The organism is Klebsiella sp. C283, assembly GCF_048822555.1.
GTDB classification, from domain to species: Bacteria; Pseudomonadota; Gammaproteobacteria; order Enterobacterales; family Enterobacteriaceae; genus Klebsiella; species Klebsiella quasipneumoniae.
In genome coordinates this window covers 114,789-135,201 of the sequence record NZ_JBMEZS010000008.1, presented here as the reverse complement: position 1 = coordinate 135,201, position 20,413 = coordinate 114,789, and the positions used below count along the sequence as shown (strand labels likewise).

Annotated in this window: 21 protein-coding genes, 1 tRNA gene and 1 pseudogene; 6 read left to right on the top strand and 17 right to left on the bottom strand. The window is 58.6% G+C overall.

The annotated features are described in order from the left end of the window. Positions 1-498 precede the first annotated feature (498 nt). Both ACOI7Z_RS17020 and ACOI7Z_RS17015 read right to left on the bottom strand, forming a co-directional pair. Positions 499-786 carry a DUF3892 domain-containing protein gene (locus tag ACOI7Z_RS17020; RefSeq protein ID WP_071891521.1) on the bottom strand — a complete coding sequence of 96 codons (288 nt, stop codon included), beginning with the start codon at positions 784-786 and terminating at the stop codon, positions 499-501. A gap of 718 nt (positions 787-1,504) precedes the next feature. Then, positions 1,505-1,580: transfer RNA gene (locus ACOI7Z_RS17015), tRNA-Ile, on the bottom strand. A gap of 124 nt (positions 1,581-1,704) precedes the next feature. On the opposite strand from ACOI7Z_RS17015, the gene mug reads away from it, so the two are divergent. Next, positions 1,705-2,211 carry a G/U mismatch-specific DNA glycosylase gene (gene mug, locus ACOI7Z_RS17010; protein WP_002917636.1) on the top strand — a complete coding sequence of 169 codons (507 nt, stop codon included), beginning with the start codon at positions 1,705-1,707 and terminating at the stop codon, positions 2,209-2,211. Between the two features lie 86 nt (positions 2,212-2,297). Here mug and rpoD read toward each other — a convergent pair whose 3' ends face one another. The 3 genes from rpoD to rpsU form a co-directional block, all read right to left on the bottom strand. Next, positions 2,298-4,139, bottom strand: coding sequence for an RNA polymerase sigma factor RpoD (rpoD, locus tag ACOI7Z_RS17005; RefSeq protein ID WP_004174339.1), 1,842 nt, complete (start codon positions 4,137-4,139; stop codon positions 2,298-2,300). A 219-nt stretch (positions 4,140-4,358) separates the two neighbouring features. After that, the gene (dnaG, locus tag ACOI7Z_RS17000) at positions 4,359-6,104 is read right to left on the bottom strand and encodes a DNA primase (RefSeq protein ID WP_017899733.1); all 1,746 of its coding nucleotides are present in this window, start codon (positions 6,102-6,104) and stop codon (positions 4,359-4,361) included. A gap of 111 nt (positions 6,105-6,215) precedes the next feature. After that, positions 6,216-6,431 (bottom strand): 30S ribosomal protein S21, encoded by a 216-nt coding sequence (gene rpsU, locus ACOI7Z_RS16995; RefSeq protein WP_001144069.1) that lies wholly within the window; start codon positions 6,429-6,431, stop codon positions 6,216-6,218. A gap of 237 nt (positions 6,432-6,668) precedes the next feature. On the opposite strand from rpsU, the gene tsaD reads away from it, so the two are divergent. After that, positions 6,669-7,682: a tRNA (adenosine(37)-N6)-threonylcarbamoyltransferase complex transferase subunit TsaD gene (tsaD, locus tag ACOI7Z_RS16990; protein ID WP_002916879.1), complete on the top strand. Its 1,014-nt coding sequence runs from the start codon at positions 6,669-6,671 to the stop codon at positions 7,680-7,682. A gap of 44 nt (positions 7,683-7,726) precedes the next feature. Here the strand turns inward: tsaD and ACOI7Z_RS16985 are convergent, their stop codons facing one another. From ACOI7Z_RS16985 to ACOI7Z_RS16950, 8 genes are all read right to left on the bottom strand, one after another. Beyond that, positions 7,727-9,334: a purine-cytosine permease family protein gene (locus tag ACOI7Z_RS16985; RefSeq protein ID WP_087848570.1), complete on the bottom strand. Its 1,608-nt coding sequence runs from the start codon at positions 9,332-9,334 to the stop codon at positions 7,727-7,729. Positions 9,335-9,486: 152 nt separating this feature from the next. Beyond that, the gene (ureG, locus tag ACOI7Z_RS16980) at positions 9,487-10,104 is read right to left on the bottom strand and encodes an urease accessory protein UreG (protein WP_023291043.1); all 618 of its coding nucleotides are present in this window, start codon (positions 10,102-10,104) and stop codon (positions 9,487-9,489) included. Positions 10,105-10,112: 8 nt separating this feature from the next. Continuing rightward, positions 10,113-10,787: an urease accessory protein UreF gene (locus tag ACOI7Z_RS16975; protein WP_032428994.1), complete on the bottom strand. Its 675-nt coding sequence runs from the start codon at positions 10,785-10,787 to the stop codon at positions 10,113-10,115. Position 10,788: 1 nt separating this feature from the next. Beyond that, positions 10,789-11,265, bottom strand: a complete 477-nt coding sequence (gene ureE, locus ACOI7Z_RS16970; protein ID WP_017899736.1) for an urease accessory protein UreE — start codon at positions 11,263-11,265, stop codon at positions 10,789-10,791. A gap of 9 nt (positions 11,266-11,274) precedes the next feature. After that, positions 11,275-12,978 carry an urease subunit alpha gene (gene ureC, locus ACOI7Z_RS16965; protein WP_023291041.1) on the bottom strand — a complete coding sequence of 568 codons (1,704 nt, stop codon included), beginning with the start codon at positions 12,976-12,978 and terminating at the stop codon, positions 11,275-11,277. Beyond that, entirely contained in the window at positions 12,971-13,291 is a 321-nt protein-coding gene (locus ACOI7Z_RS16960; protein WP_023291040.1) for an urease subunit beta, read from the bottom strand. The genes ureC and ACOI7Z_RS16960 overlap by 8 nt, the downstream gene beginning before the upstream one ends. A 9-nt stretch (positions 13,292-13,300) precedes the next feature. Beyond that, positions 13,301-13,603, bottom strand: coding sequence for an urease subunit gamma (locus ACOI7Z_RS16955; protein ID WP_002916871.1), 303 nt, complete (start codon positions 13,601-13,603; stop codon positions 13,301-13,303). 9 nt (positions 13,604-13,612) lie between these two features. After that, the gene (locus ACOI7Z_RS16950) at positions 13,613-14,437 is read right to left on the bottom strand and encodes an urease accessory protein UreD (RefSeq protein ID WP_064157986.1); all 825 of its coding nucleotides are present in this window, start codon (positions 14,435-14,437) and stop codon (positions 13,613-13,615) included. Between ACOI7Z_RS16950 and ACOI7Z_RS16945 the strand changes: the two genes are divergently transcribed. After that, the gene (locus tag ACOI7Z_RS16945; protein ID WP_032428993.1) at positions 14,427-14,573 is read left to right on the top strand and encodes a hypothetical protein; all 147 of its coding nucleotides are present in this window, start codon (positions 14,427-14,429) and stop codon (positions 14,571-14,573) included. The two genes, ACOI7Z_RS16950 and ACOI7Z_RS16945, sit on opposite strands and share 11 nt — an antisense overlap. A gap of 10 nt (positions 14,574-14,583) precedes the next feature. On the opposite strand, the pseudogene ACOI7Z_RS16940 reads toward ACOI7Z_RS16945, so the two are convergent. Both ACOI7Z_RS16940 and plsY read right to left on the bottom strand, forming a co-directional pair. Continuing rightward, positions 14,584-14,649, bottom strand: a pseudogene (locus tag ACOI7Z_RS16940) (hypothetical protein); the annotation flags it as partial. Positions 14,650-14,834: 185 nt separating this feature from the next. Then, the gene (gene plsY, locus ACOI7Z_RS16935; protein WP_004205257.1) at positions 14,835-15,452 is read right to left on the bottom strand and encodes a glycerol-3-phosphate 1-O-acyltransferase PlsY; all 618 of its coding nucleotides are present in this window, start codon (positions 15,450-15,452) and stop codon (positions 14,835-14,837) included. 107 nt (positions 15,453-15,559) lie between these two features. On the opposite strand from plsY, the gene folB reads away from it, so the two are divergent. After that, positions 15,560-15,943, top strand: a complete 384-nt coding sequence (gene folB, locus ACOI7Z_RS16930; RefSeq protein ID WP_004150923.1) for a bifunctional dihydroneopterin aldolase/7,8-dihydroneopterin epimerase — start codon at positions 15,560-15,562, stop codon at positions 15,941-15,943. Positions 15,944-16,141: 198 nt separating this feature from the next. Next, positions 16,142-16,963, top strand: a complete 822-nt coding sequence (gene bacA, locus ACOI7Z_RS16925) for an undecaprenyl-diphosphate phosphatase (RefSeq protein ID WP_023291038.1) — start codon at positions 16,142-16,144, stop codon at positions 16,961-16,963. An 11-nt stretch (positions 16,964-16,974) separates the two neighbouring features. On the opposite strand, the gene ACOI7Z_RS16920 is transcribed toward bacA, so the two are convergent. Together ACOI7Z_RS16920 and ACOI7Z_RS16915 are read right to left on the bottom strand one after the other, a co-directional pair. Further along, positions 16,975-18,216: a multifunctional CCA addition/repair protein gene (locus tag ACOI7Z_RS16920; RefSeq protein ID WP_087848572.1), complete on the bottom strand. Its 1,242-nt coding sequence runs from the start codon at positions 18,214-18,216 to the stop codon at positions 16,975-16,977. Between the two features lie 61 nt (positions 18,217-18,277). Beyond that, positions 18,278-18,898: a TIGR04211 family SH3 domain-containing protein gene (locus tag ACOI7Z_RS16915; RefSeq protein ID WP_023291036.1), complete on the bottom strand. Its 621-nt coding sequence runs from the start codon at positions 18,896-18,898 to the stop codon at positions 18,278-18,280. Positions 18,899-19,112: 214 nt separating this feature from the next. Between ACOI7Z_RS16915 and ACOI7Z_RS16910 the strand changes: the two genes are divergently transcribed. Next, positions 19,113-20,411 (top strand): inorganic triphosphatase, encoded by a 1,299-nt coding sequence (locus ACOI7Z_RS16910; RefSeq protein WP_086074941.1) that lies wholly within the window; start codon positions 19,113-19,115, stop codon positions 20,409-20,411. The last annotated feature ends 2 nt before the right edge of the window (positions 20,412-20,413 follow it).

The following is a 20,413-nucleotide window of genomic DNA, read 5'->3' as shown; positions in this document are numbered from 1 at the left end:
AGAGATTAATCACATGTTAAATCATAATGATATAGAAGTAACGCTCATCAACCTCGCCAAAAAACAGGGACTGAGCCTGAATGGAAAAGATTTATTAGATATTCGCACGCAGGTAGCGACCGCTCTGGCCGCCAAAGACCGACATCGCCAGCGGATGACATCCCCAGAATATCACTGGCGCAAGCCACCACCTCGGCGATAGCCTCCTGAACATTGAGTCGCTGAAATGTTTTAAACGTGCCATATACTGGAAAAGTTTACCAGTAACATAAGGTTGAATTCACTAAAGCATGATGACAAAGTGACGGTCTCGCATAAATCAATTGCTTACGGCAAATGCAGGCTTAATTTCGCCTGCTTAGTACCTGTGTGGCCGCAGCGCTGTCGTTCAGGAAACAGCAAAAGCACCGAATTAACTCTGAGACATTCCAGTGGCTAAAGCCGAAACCACCCAGGTAATTTTCTATCTTATAAAATGTTGTTTAAAAGCCGTAAAGATTAGCAGCTTGGCAGGGAGAGTAAATTGTCACTCCACTTACCATCGGCGTAAGTCCTAATGTATTTAGCCCCGCCATTCCCCGGGTCTACAACACCTACATACGCAACATTGCCTGCTGAATCCTGAACATAGAAGGTATGTTCTTTATTTTCAATCGCACGAACAACCTGAGCGACAGTCCATTTTGAACCAGCTGGTTGAAACTGGTCGCTACCTACATGAGTAATATGTTGGTGAGATTTCACGGTTCCTGACAAGGTAATGCACTTAATTCTTACATTTGCCATACAAACAATCCTCATTTTTTATCGAACTGAGTTGGAATGCTGTGTGCGCGATTACGCAAAAACAAGTGTAAGATATCATTGCAAAAAGTGTGTATATGTTTTTTGGGTTTTATTCTTTGTTTACATCTTTTGGGGGGCTCTTAGAACCTGCTTTCACGGCTAGTGAATTGAATTTAATAATGAAAAATTTTGGCTGGCCATTATCACCAGATGGACTGGAAGCGATGTGAAGCGACGTGTGAAAATTCACCTGCTTTAGCCTAACTAGCGCCTGCAGAACGTCACTGCGGATTGAATAAGGAGGGGGGGCTATGCTCGATATTTTGCTGTTTGCTGTTTGCTGTTGGATGGGATGGAGACGCATGGCTGGTAGAACAAGTTGATTTGGACAAGGGAGTGTTAGGTTTATATGAATATCCGCAAATGTGGCTTTTAGATGATTCAGATGTAGCTAAGTGGCGGCTACCTATTCAGTTTTGCATTGACCGATATGCTGTTTTCGGTGGGATGAACCTGATTGGGGATGCAGGCGTAAAACCATCAGAGATGGAAATCATGCGCACGATAGCTAAAAGCTGTTCAAAGGCTGTCGAATGCTGTGAGTTTTAAACGGTCATTAAATAACCATAAATCACTATTGATACCTCTCAGCAATATCCCCGGCATATCCCCAAAAAACAAAAGGAGCTACGTTTTTAGCGTAACTCCTTGTTTTGTCTGGTGGCCCCTGTTGGGTTTGAACCAACGACCAAGCGATTATGAGTCGCCTGCTCTAACCACTGAGCTAAGGGGCCGTGGCGAGGGATTATAAAGTAACTGACGGTTGCAATCCAGCGTAAAGCGCGCAGCTGCTGTTTTTATAAACAATGCATTTTCAATCCTTTATAATCATGTTTTAGCCATACAGCCGGAGAAAACATGATTAGCGATATCCTTGCGCCGGGCCTGCGCGTTGTCTTTTGCGGTATCAACCCGGGGAAGTCCTCCGCCCATACCGGCTTTCATTTTGCCCATCCTGGCAATCGCTTCTGGAAGGTCATCCATCAGGCCGGGTTTACCGACCGACAGCTCAGGCCGGAAGAGGAGCTGCAGCTGCTGGATACGCGCTGCGGCATCACCATGCTGGTTGAGCGTCCGACGGTACAGGCCAGCGAGGTCGCCCTGCAGGAGCTGCGCAGCGGCGGCCGTGAGCTGGTGAGGAAGATTGAGGAGTATCAGCCGCAGGCGCTGGCGGTGCTCGGCAAGCAGGCCTTCGAGCTGGCCTTTAACCAGCGCGGCGCGAAGTGGGGGAAACAGGCCATGACCATCGGCACGACCCAGGTGTGGGTGCTGCCCAATCCCAGCGGCTTAAATCGGGCGACGCTCGATAAGCTGGTGGCAGCCTATCGTGAACTGGATGATGCCCTGGCGACCCGCGGCCAGTAGCGGAGAGGGGCGACTTTCCCCGAGCGACCAGCGAAACGCCATAAAAAAAGCTCCCCGGAGGGAGCTTTTTAACCGGCTGGCGACGATTAATCGTCGAGGAAGCTACGCAGCACTTCAGAACGGCTCGGGTGGCGCAGTTTACGCAGCGCCTTCGCTTCGATCTGACGGATACGTTCGCGAGTAACGTCGAACTGTTTACCCACTTCTTCCAGCGTGTGGTCGGTGTTCATGTCGATACCGAAACGCATACGCAGGACTTTCGCTTCACGAGCGGTGAGGCCGGCCAGCACGTCGTGCGTTGCCGCGCGCAGGCTCTCGGTGGTCGCGGAATCCAGCGGCAGCTCGAGGGTGGTATCCTCAATGAAATCCCCCAGATGCGAATCTTCATCGTCGCCGATCGGCGTTTCCATGGAGATAGGCTCTTTGGCGATCTTCAGCACTTTACGGATCTTGTCTTCCGGCATCAGCATGCGCTCAGCCAGCTCTTCCGGGGTCGGTTCACGGCCCATCTCCTGCAGCATCTGACGGGAGATACGGTTGAGCTTGTTGATGGTCTCAATCATATGCACCGGAATACGGATGGTGCGCGCCTGATCCGCGATAGAGCGGGTGATGGCCTGACGGATCCACCAGGTGGCGTAGGTTGAGAACTTATAGCCGCGACGGTATTCGAACTTATCAACCGCTTTCATCAGACCGATGTTGCCTTCCTGAATCAGGTCGAGGAACTGCAGACCGCGGTTGGTGTATTTCTTGGCGATCGAGATAACCAGACGCAGGTTCGCTTCCACCATCTCTTTCTTCGCCCGGCGGGCTTTCGCTTCACCGATGGACATGCGACGGTTGATATCCTTCACCTGCTCGATGGTCAGGCCGGTCTCTTCTTCGATCTGCTGCAGCTTCTGCAGGCCGCGCTGCACGTCTTCTTTCACTTCCAGCAGCTTCTCGGACCACGGCTTGTTCATCGCCACCGCGGCGTTGAACCAGGTTTCGCTGGTTTCGTTGCCGGTGAACAGAGTGATGAAGTTTTTCTTCGGCATTTTGCACTGCTCAACGCACAGCTTCATGATGATACGTTCCTGAGTACGAACGCGATCCATCATGCTGCGCATGCTGTTGACCAGGTAATCGAACTGCTTCGGCACCAGGCGGAACTGCTTGAAGACTTCGGACAGCTTCAGGATCTCTTCCTGGGCGGCGGCATGGCTACGACCTTTGGCTTTGATGGTGTCGCGCGTCAGCTCGTACTGGGTACGCAGCTCGGCGAACTTCTCACGGGCCAGCTCAGGGTCGATGCTGTTGTCGTCATCGCTGTTGTCGTCGGCGTCTTCATCTTCGTCTTCGTCTTCGTCGTCATCCATCTCTTCCTGAGACAGCTCGGAGCCAACGTGGGTGGCGGTCGGCGCCATATCTTCTTCGGCGTTCGGATCGACGAAACCGGTGATCAGATCGGACAGACGGGCTTCTTCCGCTTCAACGCGGTCGTACTGCTCAAGCAGGTAGGTGATCGCTTCCGGATATTCGGCAACGGAGCACTGCACCTGGTTGATGCCGTCTTCGATGCGTTTGGCGATGTCGATTTCGCCTTCACGGGTCAGCAGCTCTACGGTACCCATTTCACGCATGTACATGCGCACCGGGTCGGTCGTGCGCCCGATTTCGGATTCCACGCTGGAGAGCACCTGCGCGGCGGCTTCGGCAGCATCTTCATCCGCGGTGTTTTCGGCAAGCATCAGATCATCGGCATCCGGTGCTTCTTCCATCACCTGAATGCCCATGTCGTTGATCATTTGGATGATGTCTTCGATCTGATCGGAATCGACGATATCTTCCGGCAGATGGTCATTGACCTCGGCATAGGTCAGATAGCCTTGCTCCTTACCACGTTGGACAAGAAGCTTCAGCTGTGACTGCGGGTTTTGCTCCATAAGACGGTATCCACACTTAATTCGTTTGATTGGTGTCGGCAGGCGGGCTGTCGACATTTAAAGCGAGGGCGTACTTATATTATTGCCGCTGCGCCTCTGCGCGGCTGTCGGGGGCTTCCCGATCGATACTCGGCACTTAAGCCGTTAAATACGGTGTCCTTCACGTTGCTCTGCGTTCTGCTGCTGCATCAATGCAACGTGAATGACTTAGTCTGTCATTTATTTTTTCGCCAGCTCCTGGCTGATGGTCCAGAGCTCCCGGCGTTCCTCACTGCTTAAACCGTGTGTGCGATCGCGAGCTATCAACTCTTCCTGTCGCAGTTCCAGCAGTGAATCAAACATATGGTTGAGCGAGTCGGTGAAGGTTTGTTCAGCGATATCTTTATCTGCTATATCGTCCCACATCGACAGTTTTTCAAGGGTTGCGGCCTCTTTTGTGCCGCGATATTGCTCTAAAAGTTGCCCGGTTGTCAGACCAGGCTGCGCCAGACAGCTTTTCACCAGCTCGCCGAACAGGCTCAGCCCCGGCATTTTGCGCGAGTCCAGCCCCTCCAGCGGTGGGACTAACGGCGCCAAATCCGGGTTTTGCACCAGCAGTCCTATCAGTATACGCATGGTCGTGCGTTTTAGCTGTGGTGCGGGGCGCGGCGCGCCATTTTCCGCCTGTTTTGGCATTAAACGTTCAAGCTGGGCGTCATCTAAAATGCCCAGCTTGTTGCCCAGCTCCTGACGCAAATAGATGCGCAGGGTTTCGCCCGGCACCTGGGTTATCAGCGGCAGCGCCAGCGTGCTCAGCTGCGCGCGCCCGTCCGGCGTGCTGAGGTCGACCTGCGGCAGCAGGCTGTTAAACAAGAACGTGGAGAGCGGCTGAGCCTGCTCCATCCGCGCCTCGAACGCCGCTTTGCCCTCTTTACGCACCAGCGTATCCGGGTCTTCGCCGTCAGGCAGAAACATAAAGCGCAGCTGGCGACCATCGGTCATGTACGGCAGCGCCGTCTCCAGCGCGCGCCAGGCGGCATCGCGGCCGGCCCGGTCGCCGTCGTAGCAGCAGATGACGTTATTGGTCACCCGGAACAGCAGCTGGATATGGTCGGCTGTGGTCGAGGTACCCAGCGAGGCGACAGCATAGTTGATGTCGTACTGCGCCAGCGCCACGACGTCCATATAGCCTTCGACAACCAGCAACCGCGGTGGTTCGGGGTTGTCCTGCTGCGCTTCATACAGGCCATACAGCTGACGGCCTTTATGGAATATGTCGGTTTCCGGGGAGTTGAGATACTTCGGCAGGGCATCGCCCAGCACCCGTCCGCCAAACCCAATCACCCGACCTCGCTTATCGCGGATGGGAAACATTACCCGTTCGCGGAAGCGGTCGTAACTGCGTCCCTGATCGTTGGTAACCAGCATGCCGGCATCAATAAGCGACTGGCGGTTTTCCTGATTGCCGCCAAAACGTTTTAAAACGTTATCCCAACCTGGGGGAGCATAGCCGATGGCAAAGCGCGTAATCACCTCGCTGCTTAACCCCCGTTTTGCCAGGTACTGGCGCGCAGGGTCGGCGGCGGGCTGCATCAGAGACTGTTGATAAAACGTATTCAGACCATCCAGTAACTGGTAGAGGTTCTGCCGTTGATGGCGCTCTATCTGGCTGGGTCCGTTGCCTGCTTCATAAGGCACTTCGAGGTTGTGCATGGCGGCCAGCTCTTCGACCGTTTCCACGAACTCGAGCTTGTCGTAGTTCATCAGGAAATCGATAGCATTGCCGTGCGCCCCGCAGCCGAAGCAGTGGTAAAACTGTTTTTCACCGTTGACGGTGAAAGAGGGGGTTTTTTCGTTATGGAACGGACAGCACGCGTGAAAATTTTTGCCCTGCTTTTTCAGCTTTACCCGCGCATCGATCAGATCGACGATGTCGGTTCTGGCAAGCAGATCGCTAATAAATACACGTGGAATTCGTCCAGCCATAAGCCCCGTTATTTCTGATGACTATAAACGAAAATAAGCCGCGCATTCCTTTCGGAAGCACGGCCTTACAACTACAACTCGGTCTGAATTGAGAGCGTCGCTCTCAACAGATTAGTACAGACGAGTACGGCGTGCGTTTTCGCGAGCCAGTTTCTTCGCGTGACGTTTCACTGCAGAAGCTTTAGCGCGCTTACGTTCGGTAGTCGGTTTTTCATAGAACTCACGACGACGAACTTCCGCCAGAACACCTGCTTTTTCGCAGGAACGCTTGAAGCGACGCAGAGCTACGTCGAACGGCTCGTTTTCACGTACTTTAATTACCGGCATGTGCCTCTCACCTTTGATTAATTCGGTTTGCCGCTGGCCGCAATGCCAGCTTATTTCAAAATGGTGCGGAATTTTACTGCAACTACTGCTGCTTTGTAAAGCACCGGCGCCTTTTTTGAAAGGGACTTTTATAAGGGTGAGGAGTATACACGAAGAGAGCACCAGGGGTGAGCAAAGTTTTACATCGCCGGTCATTGGACCTACACTGCGCGGTATTGAAGCGAGGTAAAACAACTCATGCGTGTACTGGGCATTGAAACATCCTGCGATGAAACCGGCATCGCGATTTATGACGACCAGCAAGGTCTGTTAGCCAACCAACTGTATAGTCAGGTGAAACTGCATGCGGACTACGGCGGCGTGGTGCCGGAGCTGGCATCGCGCGACCACGTGCGCAAAACGGTGCCGCTTATCCAGGCGGCGCTGAAAGAGGCCGGTCTGACGGCGAAAGATATCGATGCCGTCGCCTATACGGCGGGTCCTGGCCTGGTGGGGGCGCTGCTGGTCGGCGCCACCGTGGGCCGGTCGCTGGCCTTCGCCTGGAACGTGCCGGCGATTCCGGTACACCATATGGAAGGGCACCTGCTGGCGCCGATGCTGGAAGATAACCCGCCAGCGTTCCCGTTCGTCGCGCTGCTGGTCTCCGGCGGTCATACTCAGCTGATCAGCGTCACCGGCATCGGCCAGTACGAGCTGCTGGGCGAGTCGATTGACGATGCGGCGGGCGAAGCCTTTGATAAAACCGCGAAACTGCTGGGGCTGGATTATCCCGGCGGGCCGATGCTGTCGAAAATGGCGTCCCAGGGTACTGAAGGCCGCTTCGTCTTCCCGCGTCCGATGACCGACCGTCCGGGGCTGGACTTCAGCTTCTCCGGTCTGAAGACCTTCGCCGCCAATACTATTCGCAGCAATGGCGACGATGAGCAAACCCGCGCTGACATCGCCCGCGCGTTTGAGGATGCGGTCGTCGATACGCTAATGATTAAATGTCGCCGCGCGCTGGAGCAAACCGGCTTTAAGCGTCTGGTGATGGCGGGAGGCGTGAGCGCCAACCGCACCCTGCGGGCGAAGCTGGCGGAGATGATGCAAAAACGCGGCGGCGAGGTGTTCTACGCCCGCCCTGAGTTCTGTACCGATAACGGCGCGATGATCGCCTACGCCGGCATGGTGCGTCTGCAAACCGGCGCTAAAGCCGAGCTCGGCGTGACGGTCCGCCCGCGCTGGCCGCTGGCCGAGCTGCCTGCCGCCTAAAGCGTCCTGACACAGGCCGACGTTACGTCGGCCTGCCTTCCTGACTACTCCATACTTTTACACAGCGAGCAGATGGCGCCCTGATGCTTATGCGAGTGCATCACGTCCGGGCGCTCGTACTCTTCTTCACAGCTAACGCATTGATATACGGTGGTCGAGGCGTTCCCCGCCGCGTCATAGCGCGGTTCGGCGATCCCGTCATCTCTCTGCTTAATATAGTAGCGCCCGCGGGTGAGGAGCCCCATCAGCGGGGTCATGACAAAGGCAACGACCAGCGCAATCAGCGGCGAGAACGGCGCCAGCGTCGCCCCCAGCAGACCGAAGAAGGCGCAGATCGACAGCCCGGCGGCCAGGCCAAAGGAGACCACGCCCACCGGGTTAACGTTGTAGATCATGCCGCGACGATACTCCGGCTGCGCCGGCGCCAGCTTGAGCAAGCCTTTATTAAAGGTGATGTCGGTCGCCACCACCACGACCCAGGCGATGGCAAAGTTGGAGTAAAAGCCGAGGATCCACGACAGGGCGCTGAACATATCGCCTTCCATCAGCGCCAGGGCAATCGCCAGGTTGACCACCACAAAAATAATCCGCCCCGGATAGCGTTTGGTGGTGCGGGTCCAGGCGCTGGTCCACGCCAGCGAGCCGGAATAGGCATTGGTGACGTTAATTTTGATCTGCGAGATCACCACCAGCACCACCGCCAGCGTCAGAGCCAGCCAGCCGGGCACCAGGTTATCGAAGACGCTGACGAACTGCTGCACCGGTTCGGTATTGTGTACCGCCGGGAAACGGGTCAACAGATAGAAGCCGAGGAAGGCGCCGATAATCTGTTTGATCGCGCCTAGCACCACCCAGCCCGGGCCGGCGGAAAAGACCGCCAGCCACCAGGCTTTACGGTTCTCAGCGGTTTTAGGCGGCATAAAGCGCAGGTAATCAATTTGCTCGCCAATCTGCATGATCAGCGACAGGCATACCCCGGCGCCGAGCATGATGGCGGTGATATCCACCGTCGACGCGCTGTTTTTACCGGCGAAATGCAGGAAGCCGTCCACCAGCTGCGGATCCTTGACAATCAGCCACACCACCGGCACCACCATCAGCACCAGCCACAGCGGAGTGGTCCACACCTGCAGGCGGGTCAGGGCTTTCATGCCATAGACCACCAGCGGGAGCACCATCAGGGTGGCGATCAGATACCCCATCCATAGCGGGATCCCGAGGCCCACCAGCAGCCCCTGGGCCATGATCGAGCCTTCGAGGGCGAAGAAGATAAAGGTGAAGCCGGCAAAAATAATGCTGGTGATCACCGAGCCGAAATAGCCGAAGCCGGCGCTGCGGGTGATCAGGTCAAGGTCAATGTTGTAGCGCGCGGCGGTGATCGCCAACGGAATGCCGGTGAGGAAGATCACCAGCGCCGCCACCAGGATCGAATAGATGGCGTTGCTGGTGCCCCAGGCCATACCGATGCTGGCGCCGATGGAAAAGTCCGCCAGATAGGCGATGCCGCCCAGCGCCGTGACCGCGACGACGCCCGGTCCCCAGCGGCGGAAGCTCAGCGGGGCGTAACGTAAGGTGTAATCTTCTAAGGTTTCCCGGGAGCCGGAAGTCCGCGCGGTCGCGGGTAATTCAGGGTTGAGATCCAGTGATGACATAGTCATTCCTTAATGGTTAGGCATGACTTGAATTAGCAAACCTTATGCCATATTGCAGGGCAGGCGTGGCGGGGAGGGTGGTGCAGAGTGACAGAAGAGAGGGCAGGAGCTGCACCATCCGGACGCGCTTGCGCCCGGCTGGTGCAAAAGGCCTATTTGCCGAGCATGCCTTTGTCTTCGAGGAAGGCAATAATGGTGCTCAGGCCGTCGCCACGCTTCAGGTTGGTGAAGGTCCATGGGCGATCGCCGCGCATACGCTGGGTATCGCTCGCCATCACCTCCAGTGAAGCGCCCACATAGGGGGCAAGGTCGGTTTTATTGATCACCAGAAAATCGGATTTGGTGATCCCCGGCCCGCCTTTGCGCGGGATCTTCTCCCCTTCGGCCACGTCGATAACATAGATGGTCAGATCCGCCAGCTCCGGGCTGAAGGTGGCGCTCAGGTTATCGCCGCCGCTTTCCACGAAGATAAGGTCGAGGTTACCGAACTTTTCACTCAGCGCTTCCACCGCGGCGAGGTTCATCGAGGCATCTTCACGGATCGCCGTGTGCGGGCAGCCGCCGGTTTCCACCCCGACAATGCGTTCAGGCGCCAGCGCGCCCGCTTCAGTGAGGATGCGCTGATCTTCTTTGGTGTAGATGTCATTGGTGACCACCGCCAGCTGCCAGGTATCGCGCATCGCTTTGCACAGCGCTTCCAGCAGGGCGGTTTTACCGGAGCCGACCGGGCCGCCAACGCCGACGCGCAGCGGGTGTTTATAAGAATTCATGGCTTCTCCTAGGAACGGAATAATCGGGAGTATTGAGTTTCATGCCGGGCAGAGGCGATGGCGGCGAGCGGCGTGGCCGATCCGATATCGCCGTCCGGCGCGGCCAGCGCGCGGGGCATCGCCGCCGCGTAGTGGTCGCAAAGACGTAAAATCAGCTGTTGAGCGGCCTGCTGGCCGAAGGGCACCAGCTTAACGCCGGCCATCACGGCGCTCTCAATCCAGCTGTAGCCCAGGCTTAGGGCCATCTCGGGCAGCGCGATGCGCCAGCGCACGCCGAGCCAGGCCATCCCGGCGAGCTGGCTTTGCTGGCACAGCGTGCGCCACGGCGGTGGACAGTCCGGCTGCCAGTCGCCAAGCAGGCGGGCAAACGCCGCGCCGCGGTTGCGCTCTTCCTCCCGCAGTTCACGGGTCTCCCGGCAGGCCAGCAGATAAGCCGTCCAGCGCCGGGCCGCGGCGATATCGCCTTGTTCGCAGGCGCGGTACAGGCGGGCGAACAGCGGCAGGTCGACGGTAAAAAAGCCTTCCGTCATCTGCCGTCGCTGCCAGCGCTCGAAGGCCGCGACGTCCGGCACCCATCCGGCTTCCACAGCCCACTCCAGCCCCTGGGACCAGCTGTAACCCCCTACCGGCAGGTTGCTGCTGGCCAGCTGCATCAGCCGCAGACGTTGTTCCGCTGTCGACATGCTAGTGGCTGTGAGCGTGGTGGTCATGATGAGCATGATGATGACCGTGGCTTTCGCTGGCGTAAGCGCCGGCTTCCGGCTCGAACGGCAGCTGGCCAAAGGTCACCGTCAGGCCGAACTGGCGCAGCATATCGTCCAGCACGTGATCGTGATGGTAGCGCAGCTCGCCCGGCATGATCTGCAGCGGTACGTGACGATTGCCGAGGTGGTAGCAGGCCTTCGCCAGCATAAACGGATCGTCGCAGCGCACCACCGACACTCCTTCATCAGCGGCAATCACCTGCACAAATTCGGTGCCGTCTTCGTTGCTGAGCACATCGCCGCCGCGCAGCAGCAGCCCGCGGGGCAGCAGCAGGCCGGCTTCCCGGCCATCGTTGAGGGTGACTTTTACCCGGCTTTTGACGCGAACATCAATCGGCAGCGTAACGCTGGCGGTCGCGGCGGCGGGGGTCTCCAGACGTTGAGTTAAATAAAGCATCCGCTCTCCTTAAAACAGAAAATAACGTTGCGCCATCGGCAGAACCTCTGCCGGCTCGCTGGTGATGAGTTCGCCATCCACCCGCACCTCATAAGTCTGCGCGTCGACGGTGATGTTAGGCTGCAGGCTGTTGTGCACCATGTCGGCTTTCTGCACCGTACGGCAGCCTTTCACCACGGCGATCGCGCTGCGCAGGTTCAGCCGCTCGGCTACGCCGTTGTCCGCCGCCGCCTGCGACAGGAAGGTGAGGCGGCAGTGATGGCGGGCGCTGCCCAGCGCGCCAAACATCGGGCGGTAGTGCACCGGCTGCGGGGTTGGAATTGAGGCATTGATATCGCCCATCGGCGCGATGGCGATCATGCCGCCTTTGATCACGGTGGCCGGTTTCACGCCGAAGAAGGCAGGCGACCAGACCACAAGGTCCGCCAGCTTACCCACCTCAATGGAGCCGACTTCGTGTGCGATGCCGTGGGTCAGTGCCGGGTTGATGGTGTATTTGGCGATGTAGCGCTTCACGCGGAAGTTGTCGTTATCCCCGGTCTCCTCCGCCAGCGCTCCGCGCTGCACCTTCATGCGGTGCGCCACCTGCCAGGTGCGGAGAACCACTTCCCCGACGCGGCCCATGGCCTGCGAATCCGAGGAGGTGAGCGAGAAGGCGCCAAGGTCGTGCAGCACGTCTTCCGCAGCGATGGTTTCCCGGCGAATGCGCGACTCGGCAAAGGCCACGTCCTCGGCGATGTCCGGGTCCAGATGGTGGCAGACCATCAGCATATCGAGATGTTCATCGATGGTGTTAAGGGTGTAGGGCAGCGTTGGGTTGGTGGAGGACGGCAAAATGTTCGGGTGGGCGCAGGCGGTGATGATATCCGGCGCATGGCCGCCGCCGGCCCCTTCGGTATGGAAGGTGTGAATGGTGCGCCCGCCGATGGCGGCGAGGGTATCTTCCACAAAACCGGACTCATTGAGCGTGTCGCTGTGCAGCGCGACCTGAATATCCATCTCATCGGCGACGGTTAACGCGCAGTCGATCGCCGCCGGGGTGGCGCCCCAGTCCTCATGGATCTTCAGGCCAATAACGCCCGCCGCCACCTGCTCGCGCAGAGCGTCCGGCTGAGAAACGTTGCCCTTGCCCAGCAGGCCGATATTGACCGGCAGGCTGTCGGCCGCCTGCAGCATGCGTGAGATATACCATGGCCCCGGGGTGCAGGTGGTGGCATGGGTACCCGCCGCCGGGCCGGTGCCGCCGCCGACCATGGTGGTCACGCCGGAGACCAGCGCCTCTTCCGCCTGCTGCGGACAGATCCAGTGAATATGGGTATCGATCCCGCCGGCGGTGACGATTTTTCCTTCGGCGGCAATGACTTCCGTCGCGGCGCCGATGGGGATGGTGACGTTGGGCTGGATGTCGGGGTTGCCGGCTTTGCCGATGGCGAAGATCCGACCGTCCTTCACGCCGATATCGGCCTTAACGATCCCCCAGTGATCGACGATCAGCGCATTGGTGAGCACCAGGTCGACACAGTCGGCGGCCAGCATCTGTCCCTGACCCATCCCGTCGCGGATCACTTTGCCGCCGCCGAATTTGACCTCTTCCCCGTAGGTGGTCAAATCGTCCTCCACCTCTATCCACAGCTCGGTATCGGCCAGGCGCACCTTGTCGCCGATGGTGGGGCCGAACATGTCGGCATAGGCCTGGCGTGAAATATTACTCATCGTTTGCCTCCAGAGGGCCCATGACCTCGCCGCGGAAGCCGAAAACGGCGCGGTGACCGGCGAAGGCCACCAGCTCAACCTCGCGTTTCTGGCCAGGTTCAAAGCGTACCGCCGTGCCGGCCGGGATATTCAGGCGATAGCCGGTGGCCTGCTGACGGTTGAACTTCAGCGCCGGGTTGACCTCGGCGAAATGGTAGTGCGAACCGACCTGAATCGGCCGATCGCCGTGGTTTTCAACGACCACGCGACAGGTCGCCCGGCCGGTGTTGAGGGCTATCTGGCCGGGCTTAACGTGATATTCACCGGGGATCATGGCGCTACCTCAGATAATCGGGTTGTGAACGGTGACCAGCTTCGAGCCGTCCGGGAAGGTGGCTTCGACCTGGATATCCGGGATCATTTCCGGGACGCCCTCCATCACCTGCTCGCGGGTCAGGACGTGACGGCCTTCCTCCATCAGCGAGGCCACGCTTTTGCCGTCGCGGGCGCCTTCCATAATAAAGGCGCTGATCAGGGCCACGGACTCCGGATAGTTGAGCTTCAGGCCGCGGGCCAGGCGGCGTTCCGCCACCAGCGCGGCGGTAAACAGCAACAGCTTGTCTTTTTCTCGGGGGGTCAGTTCCATAACGTTCTCTTAAGTCAGCCAGATTCGGGGAAGTACGGGGGATTTGCCGGTGAGATGAGGGCGCAGAAACTGCCAGACGTCGCGCATCACCTGCTGGCAAATCAGATTATCGTCACTGAGGAAGCGCACCGTCAGCAGGCGGTCGGTCAGGCTGGCGCCGGCGTAGAGGCCGAGCGGCGCCAGCGCGTCGCGCACCCCGTCGAGCAGGGCATCGGTTGCCGGATAGCACAGCAGCGTGCCGACCCAGGGGCGTCCGGCGACGCTGGACAGCTCTCCCTCCTGCAGGTGCAGGCGCTCGACCAGCAGCGGCTCATCGTCCACCCATACTTCCAGCCGGTTGCTGAGGGTGCCGTGGCTGAAGGTTTCGCCGATCACCGGGCGGCCAAGGCAGAGCAGATCCCAGGCCAGCAGCGTGCTGGAGGCACAAAGGTGAAAGGTGGTGGACAGCCGGGCGTTCGCCCCGGGAAAGAAGATGGCATCCTGCGGGAGCCACTCCAGGGTCGCCTGCGGGGCGAGGGTCAACTGCTGGCGCAAAAGCGCTTGCGCGCCGCTGCTGCGGTAAAACTTGCTGGCGCCAGGCATGGTTATCAGGGTATGGCAGCCGGGATCAAGGTGGGCGCTAATCGTCAGCTCATCACCGCCGACGATGCCGCCGGGGGGGTGAAGCAGATAGAGATGACAGGTCTCTTCTTCCGGGTAAAACGGGCGCTGGACGGTCAGCGGGCCGACGTGTTGGGCGCTGGCGAGAACGGTCTTGCCGCCGGCCTGCTGAAAGCGCAGATCCAGCGTGGCCTGCCAGCCTTTTTTGAGTGGTGGTAACACGGTGCCGTGCAATGTTGCGCCCCTGCAAAATCAAGATAAAACAGCAGCAATGAGTATTGATCGGCGGGAGATTATCCCGGTCATACGAAACGCTTATGTCATCTGTTACCCGGAGCGTCGCATCGGGCGCGAGGGGAAAGCGGCATAACCGCTCCGGATTATTCACCCGGATAATCATTGCCGTCAATATCCTGAACCGTTGCCTGGCCGCGGCGGAAAAGGCGTCAGCGCGGTTCACGCCGCGCCGGCGGTCGCTGGCGAGAATTTTGCTGTGGGTCGCCGCTAACGCATTGTTACAAAAGGGGGATGTGGCGATGATCGCCAATCATGATGACGTAAGGCGAAAGAGCGGGTGAGACCGCTAAATAGAACCGGGGATCCCTCCGGCTGGGGTGGCCGGGAGGGGAGATTACTTCTCTTCTGGCGTTTTTTTCTTCTTCACCCGCGTCCAGATTTTGCTCTCCTGGCGGCGCCACAGACGCTGAATGTTGTCGTGATGGCGCAGCAGGATCAGGCAGGAGAGCATCGACACCGGGAAGGTGTACTGTGGTTTGAACCACCAGACGTAGAACGGAGCGATCAGCGCGCTGACGATAGCGCCAAGGGAAGAGTAACCGCTGAGCAGGATGGTCAGCAGCCAGGTCCCGGCCATCACGCCGGTCAGGTCGAGGCCGATGGGGGCGATAGCGCCGAAGGCCGTGGCGACGCCTTTACCGCCGCGGAAATGAAAGAAGACTGGCCAGATGTGGCCCACGCAGGCGGCAATCGCCACTAAACCCAGCCAGAACGGCGTCAGGCCCAGCGCCCAGGCGCCCCATACCGGCAACATGCCCTTCAGCACATCAAAAATAAGTACCGCTACGGCCGCCCCTTTTCCGCCGATTCGTAGTACGTTAGTGGCCCCGGGGTTGCCTGAGCCGCTGTCGCGTGGGTCGGGCAGGCCAGCAAGGCGACATACCAGAATGGCGCTGGAAATGGAGCCGCAGAGGTAGGCGAGGAGTACCAGTCCAGGCGCGATTGCACTCATAACGCTGTTCCGTTTTGAAAATGTCGTTGTATTCTCTGCATCTGTGGATAATACGCATAATTCGCCGGAAGTGGTATCCGGTTTAGCTAAAAAGCAGGCAGGGCGTGATGGATATTGTATTTATAGAGCAACTTTCGGTAATCACCACCATTGGTGTTTATGACTGGGAACAAACTATTGAACAGAAGCTGGTGTTCGATATCGAAATTGCATGGGATAACCGCAAGGCGGCCGCCAGCGATGATGTCAGCGATTGCCTTAGCTATGCTGATATCAGCGAGCGCGTCATCGCGCATGTTGAGGGGGGAAAATTCGCGTTAGTGGAGCGGGTGGCGGAAGAGGTGGCCGACCTGCTGCTGGAGACATTCCAGTCGCCATGGGTGCGCATTAAAGTCAGCAAACCTGGCGCCGTGGCTCGCGCGGCAAACGTCGGGGTGATTATTGAACGTGGCCTTAATCTGAAACAAAACTTTTCAGGTCATACTTGTTAAACAAATTGCGTTTATACCGGTCATAGCATCCGGTCATCAGGCAATTTTACTGGCGATCTCCTACCAGAACGGCAGGTGAATCCTTGTGTACGCCGTGTATGCTGCGGATTGCGCGCCCTCTGGCAGCCGGGTTGTGCCTGTTGAACGATACCGTGTTCCTGGTTTTTTTCATTTTACTTTTTTAAAGGGTTTAATTGGATGAGCGATATACACTCGCTGCTGGTGGCGGCAATATTGGGTGTGGTTGAGGGGTTAACAGAATTTTTACCTGTTTCCAGTACCGGTCATATGATTATTGTTGGTCACCTGCTGGGGTTTGAAGGTGATACGGCAAATACCTTTGAAGTGGTTATTCAGCTAGGCTCGATACTCGCCGTGGTGGTGATGTTCTGGCGTCGCCTGTTCGGCCTGATCGGCATCCATTTCGGCAAGCCGCCGGCGCATGAAGGCAAGGGCAGCGGTCGCTTATCGCTTATCCATATCCTTCTCGGTATGATCCCTGCGGTGGTGATGGGGCTTATTTTCCACGACACCATTAAGTCCTTGTTTAACCCGGTAAACGTGATGTACGCCCTGATTGTCGGCGGTGTGCTGTTAATTGCGGCGGAAGTGCTGAAGCCGAAACAGCCGCGCGCGGTCGGGATTGACGATATGACCTATCGTCAGGCATTCGTTATCGGCTGCTTCCAGTGCCTGGCGCTGTGGCCGGGCTTCTCCCGCTCAGGGGCGACCATCTCCGGCGGCATGCTGATGGGCGTCAGCCGCTACGCGGCGTCAGAGTTCTCATTCCTGCTGGCGGTACCGATGATGATGGGCGCCACGGTGCTGGACGTCTACAAGAGCATCGGCTTCCTCAACATGGGCGATGTTCCGATGTTTGCCGTCGGCTTCGTGATGGCGTTTATCGTGGCGCTGATTGCGATTAAAACCTTCCTGCAGCTGATCAAACGGATCTCGTTCATTCCGTTCGCTATCTACCGCTTTATCGTCGCGGCAGCGGTTTACGTGGTCTTTTTCTAAGGCCTGCGCCCTCAGCCTTGCGGCTGGGGGCAACGCTGTTCCTTCCACTGCGCCACCGCCGCAATTCTCCGCCGCGTCAGCTCCTCGCGAATTTCCGCCCCTTTAAATCCTGCCGCTACCACCTCTTTGGTGGAGACCGACTGCGCCACTTCCCAGGCCTCCAGCAGCAGGCGCCCCTGCGGATAATCGCTGGCCTCAAAGCCGGTGCGCCCGCGGACGTCGGCTTCGCTGGTGAGGGCGATCTGTTGCACGCGCTGCGGTTTACGCCAGGCGTCAATGCTGTCGAAAAGTTTGACGAGGGTTTTTGGCTGCAGGATCGGCAGGGTGTGGATCAGATCATGGTACTCCGCCACCAGTTTCGCGAGATCGCGGATATCGTTCGGCACCCGCAGACGTGCGCAGAGCTGCTCCACCAGCTTGACTCCCGCCGGGCCATGGCCGTGGTGACGCGGCCAGAGCGCTTTCGGCGTCAGCCCTTTGCCGAGGTCATGGCACAGGGTGGCGAAGCGCACCTCGACGTCCGGCGATAGCATCGCGGCCATCGTGACGGTCATCAGGGTGTGCAGGCCGGTATCGATTTCCGGGTGCCATTTGGCCGGGGCCGGCACGCCGTACAGGGCGTCAATCTCCGGGAACAGCACGTTGAGGGCCTGGCAGTCGCGCAGCGTCTGGAAAAAGACCTGCGGGTTGCGGGTGGTCAACGCGCTTTCCGTCTCTTTCCACACCCGCTCCGGCGTTAAATGGGCCAGTTCGCCGGCCTCAACCATGGCGGCCATCAGGGTCTGGGTCTCTTCGGCGATGCGAAAACCGAGATGGGCATAGCGGGCGGCAAAACGCGCCACGCGCAGCACGCGCAGCGGGTCTTCGCTAAAGGCGGGAGAGACATGGCGCAGCAGGCGCTGGCGGAGATCGTTTTGTCCGCCGTAGGGGTCGATAATCGTACCGTCGGCATCCTGGGCGAGGGCGTTGACCGTCAGGTCGCGGCGCAGCAGATCCGCCTCAAGAGTGACGTCCGGGGCGGCATAGCAGGTAAAACCGGTATAGCCTGCGCCGGATTTGCGCTCGGTGCGGGCCAGGGCATACTCTTCCCGGCTTTGCGGATGAAGAAACACGGGAAAGTCGCGGCCTACCTGCTGATAGCCCGCGTCAAGCATCTGTTGCGGGGTGGCGCCCACCACCACCCAGTCTCGGTCTTTGACCGGCAGTCCTAACAGCGCGTCGCGCACCGCACCACCGACCAGATAACTCTTCACGCCTGATTCTCCCGTATCTGTTTTTCGCAAGATGATACGTAAGTCTGGCAGAGAAGACGAATTAGTTCATCCACCGGTCTTTACGTTTGCGGCTTGGCACCAGATGCGGCAGCACCAGACCCAGCAGCAAACCGACGCCCAGCACGCCGCCGCCGTACATAAACCACTGCATGATAATGGTGCGCTGTTTATCATCAAGCTGCAGATTCGCCGCATTCACCTTCTTCTGCGCGACAACCAGCTCGTTTTTCAACTTTTGGTTCTCGTCTTTCAACGCGTTGATCACGCTGTCGCTGCCGGCGACTTTCTTCTGCATATCCGCCGTGCGCTGGTTCCAGGTGGCGTCGATATTATTCAGCTTATCGGTCAGCGTTTTGACCTGGTTTTCCAGATCCGGGACGCGGGTGCGCAGGCTGGGCTCGTTGCTCAGCTCTTTCAGCGGGATCCAGGCGGTACGCCCATTCGCGTCGCGGATCTGCGCGTAACTGGTGCTGTCGTTGGTTTGCAGCACCGACACTTCTTCCCCGGCGTTGATGGTGCCGACCAGACGATAATTATCGCCCGGGCCGCTGCGAACCCAGGTGTTCAGCTCATCGGAAACGTAGCGCTTTTCTTCTGCGTGAACCGCCGTGGCGGCGCTAAGCGCGAGCAAAGTAAAAGTAATCAGGCGTAATTTTGGCATCAGGTCATCGTTTGGTCATAAAAAGTGGAACGATAGTAGAGGCATCGCCAGAGCGACGCAAAGTTTTCCACCACAATCGGAATCATCCAGGAGGTGGCCCGGCAAAAAGCGCGTTGCATGGCGATTCGCCGCAAAATACTATCTACTGACAAAAAATATCGTCGTAAGTTCGCCGCAATTTGTCGGCGCAGCACAGAAGCGGAAGAATTCAGTCATGGCTCAAGAAATCGAACTTAAGTTTATCGTCGCTCAGGATGGGGTAGAGACGCTGCGCGAGCAGCTCAATGCGCTCGAGGCGAAACATACGCCCGCGGGCCAGTTGCTGAACATTTACTATGAAACCGCCGATAACTGGCTGCGTCGTCACGACATGGGGCTGCGCATCCGCGGCGACCAGGGGCGTTATGAGATGACGCTGAAAATCGCCGGTCGGGTGGTGGGCGGCCTGCACCAGCGCCCGGAATACAATATTCCACTGGATAAACCGGAGCTGGCGCTTGAGCGCCTGCCGGCGGAGGTCTGGCCGCAAGGGGAACTTCCAGCCGCGCTGGCGGAGCATGTGCAACCGCTGTTCAGCACCGACTTTGCCCGTGAACGCTGGGTGATCCAGGAAGGAAAGAGTGAAATTGAGATTGCCCTCGATCGCGGCGAAGTGAAGGCGGGCGAGCATCAGGAGCCGATCTGCGAGCTGGAGCTGGAGCTGCTCGCCGGGGAGACCGCCGATCTGCTGCGCCTCGCGCAGCGTTTGCTGGAGAGCGGCGTCCTGCGTCAGGGGAGCCTGAGCAAAGCCGCGCGCGGGTATCATCTGGCGCAAGGCAACGACGAGCGCCCGGTAACCCGGCTGGCGGTGCTGCCGGTGGCGGCGAAGGCCAGCGTGGAGCAGGGGCTGGAGGCGGCGCTGGAGAGCGCCCTGGCGCACTGGCTGTATCACGATGAGGTCTGGCTGCGCGGCAACGCGAAAGCCAAAGCGGAAATCCTGCTGGCGATAGCCCGCGTGCGCCATGCGCTGGTGCTGTTCGGCGGCATCGTGCCGCGGAAGGCGACCACCCACCTCCGCGCGTTGCTGAACGACGCCGAAGCGGCGCTGCTGGCCGCGGACACCGCCGATGAGGCGTTATTCTGCACCGAGGTCGTCGCCGCCAAACTGGCGCTGACCGAATGGCTGGTCCAGCGCGGCTGGCGTCCGTTCCTCAACGAGGCGGGAGAGAAAAAAATAGCCGGATCGTTCAAACGGTTTGCCGATATTCACCTTTCCCGGGCGGCGGCTGAGCTGCGCGGCGCCGTGCAGCACCTGGCGGTGGAGGATGCCGCCGACCAGCTGCCGAAGCTGGCGCGCGACATCGACAGCGTCCAGTTGCTGGCGGGCGCCTATGGCGACGCCGTCGCGCCGTGGCTGGAGAACTGGCAGGAACTACAGCGTGCGATAGAGCATGACGACCGAAGCGTCTTTGAATATTTCCGTCGCCAGGCGCTGGCTGCCGAGCCGTTCTGGCTGCATAGTGGAAAACGATAATT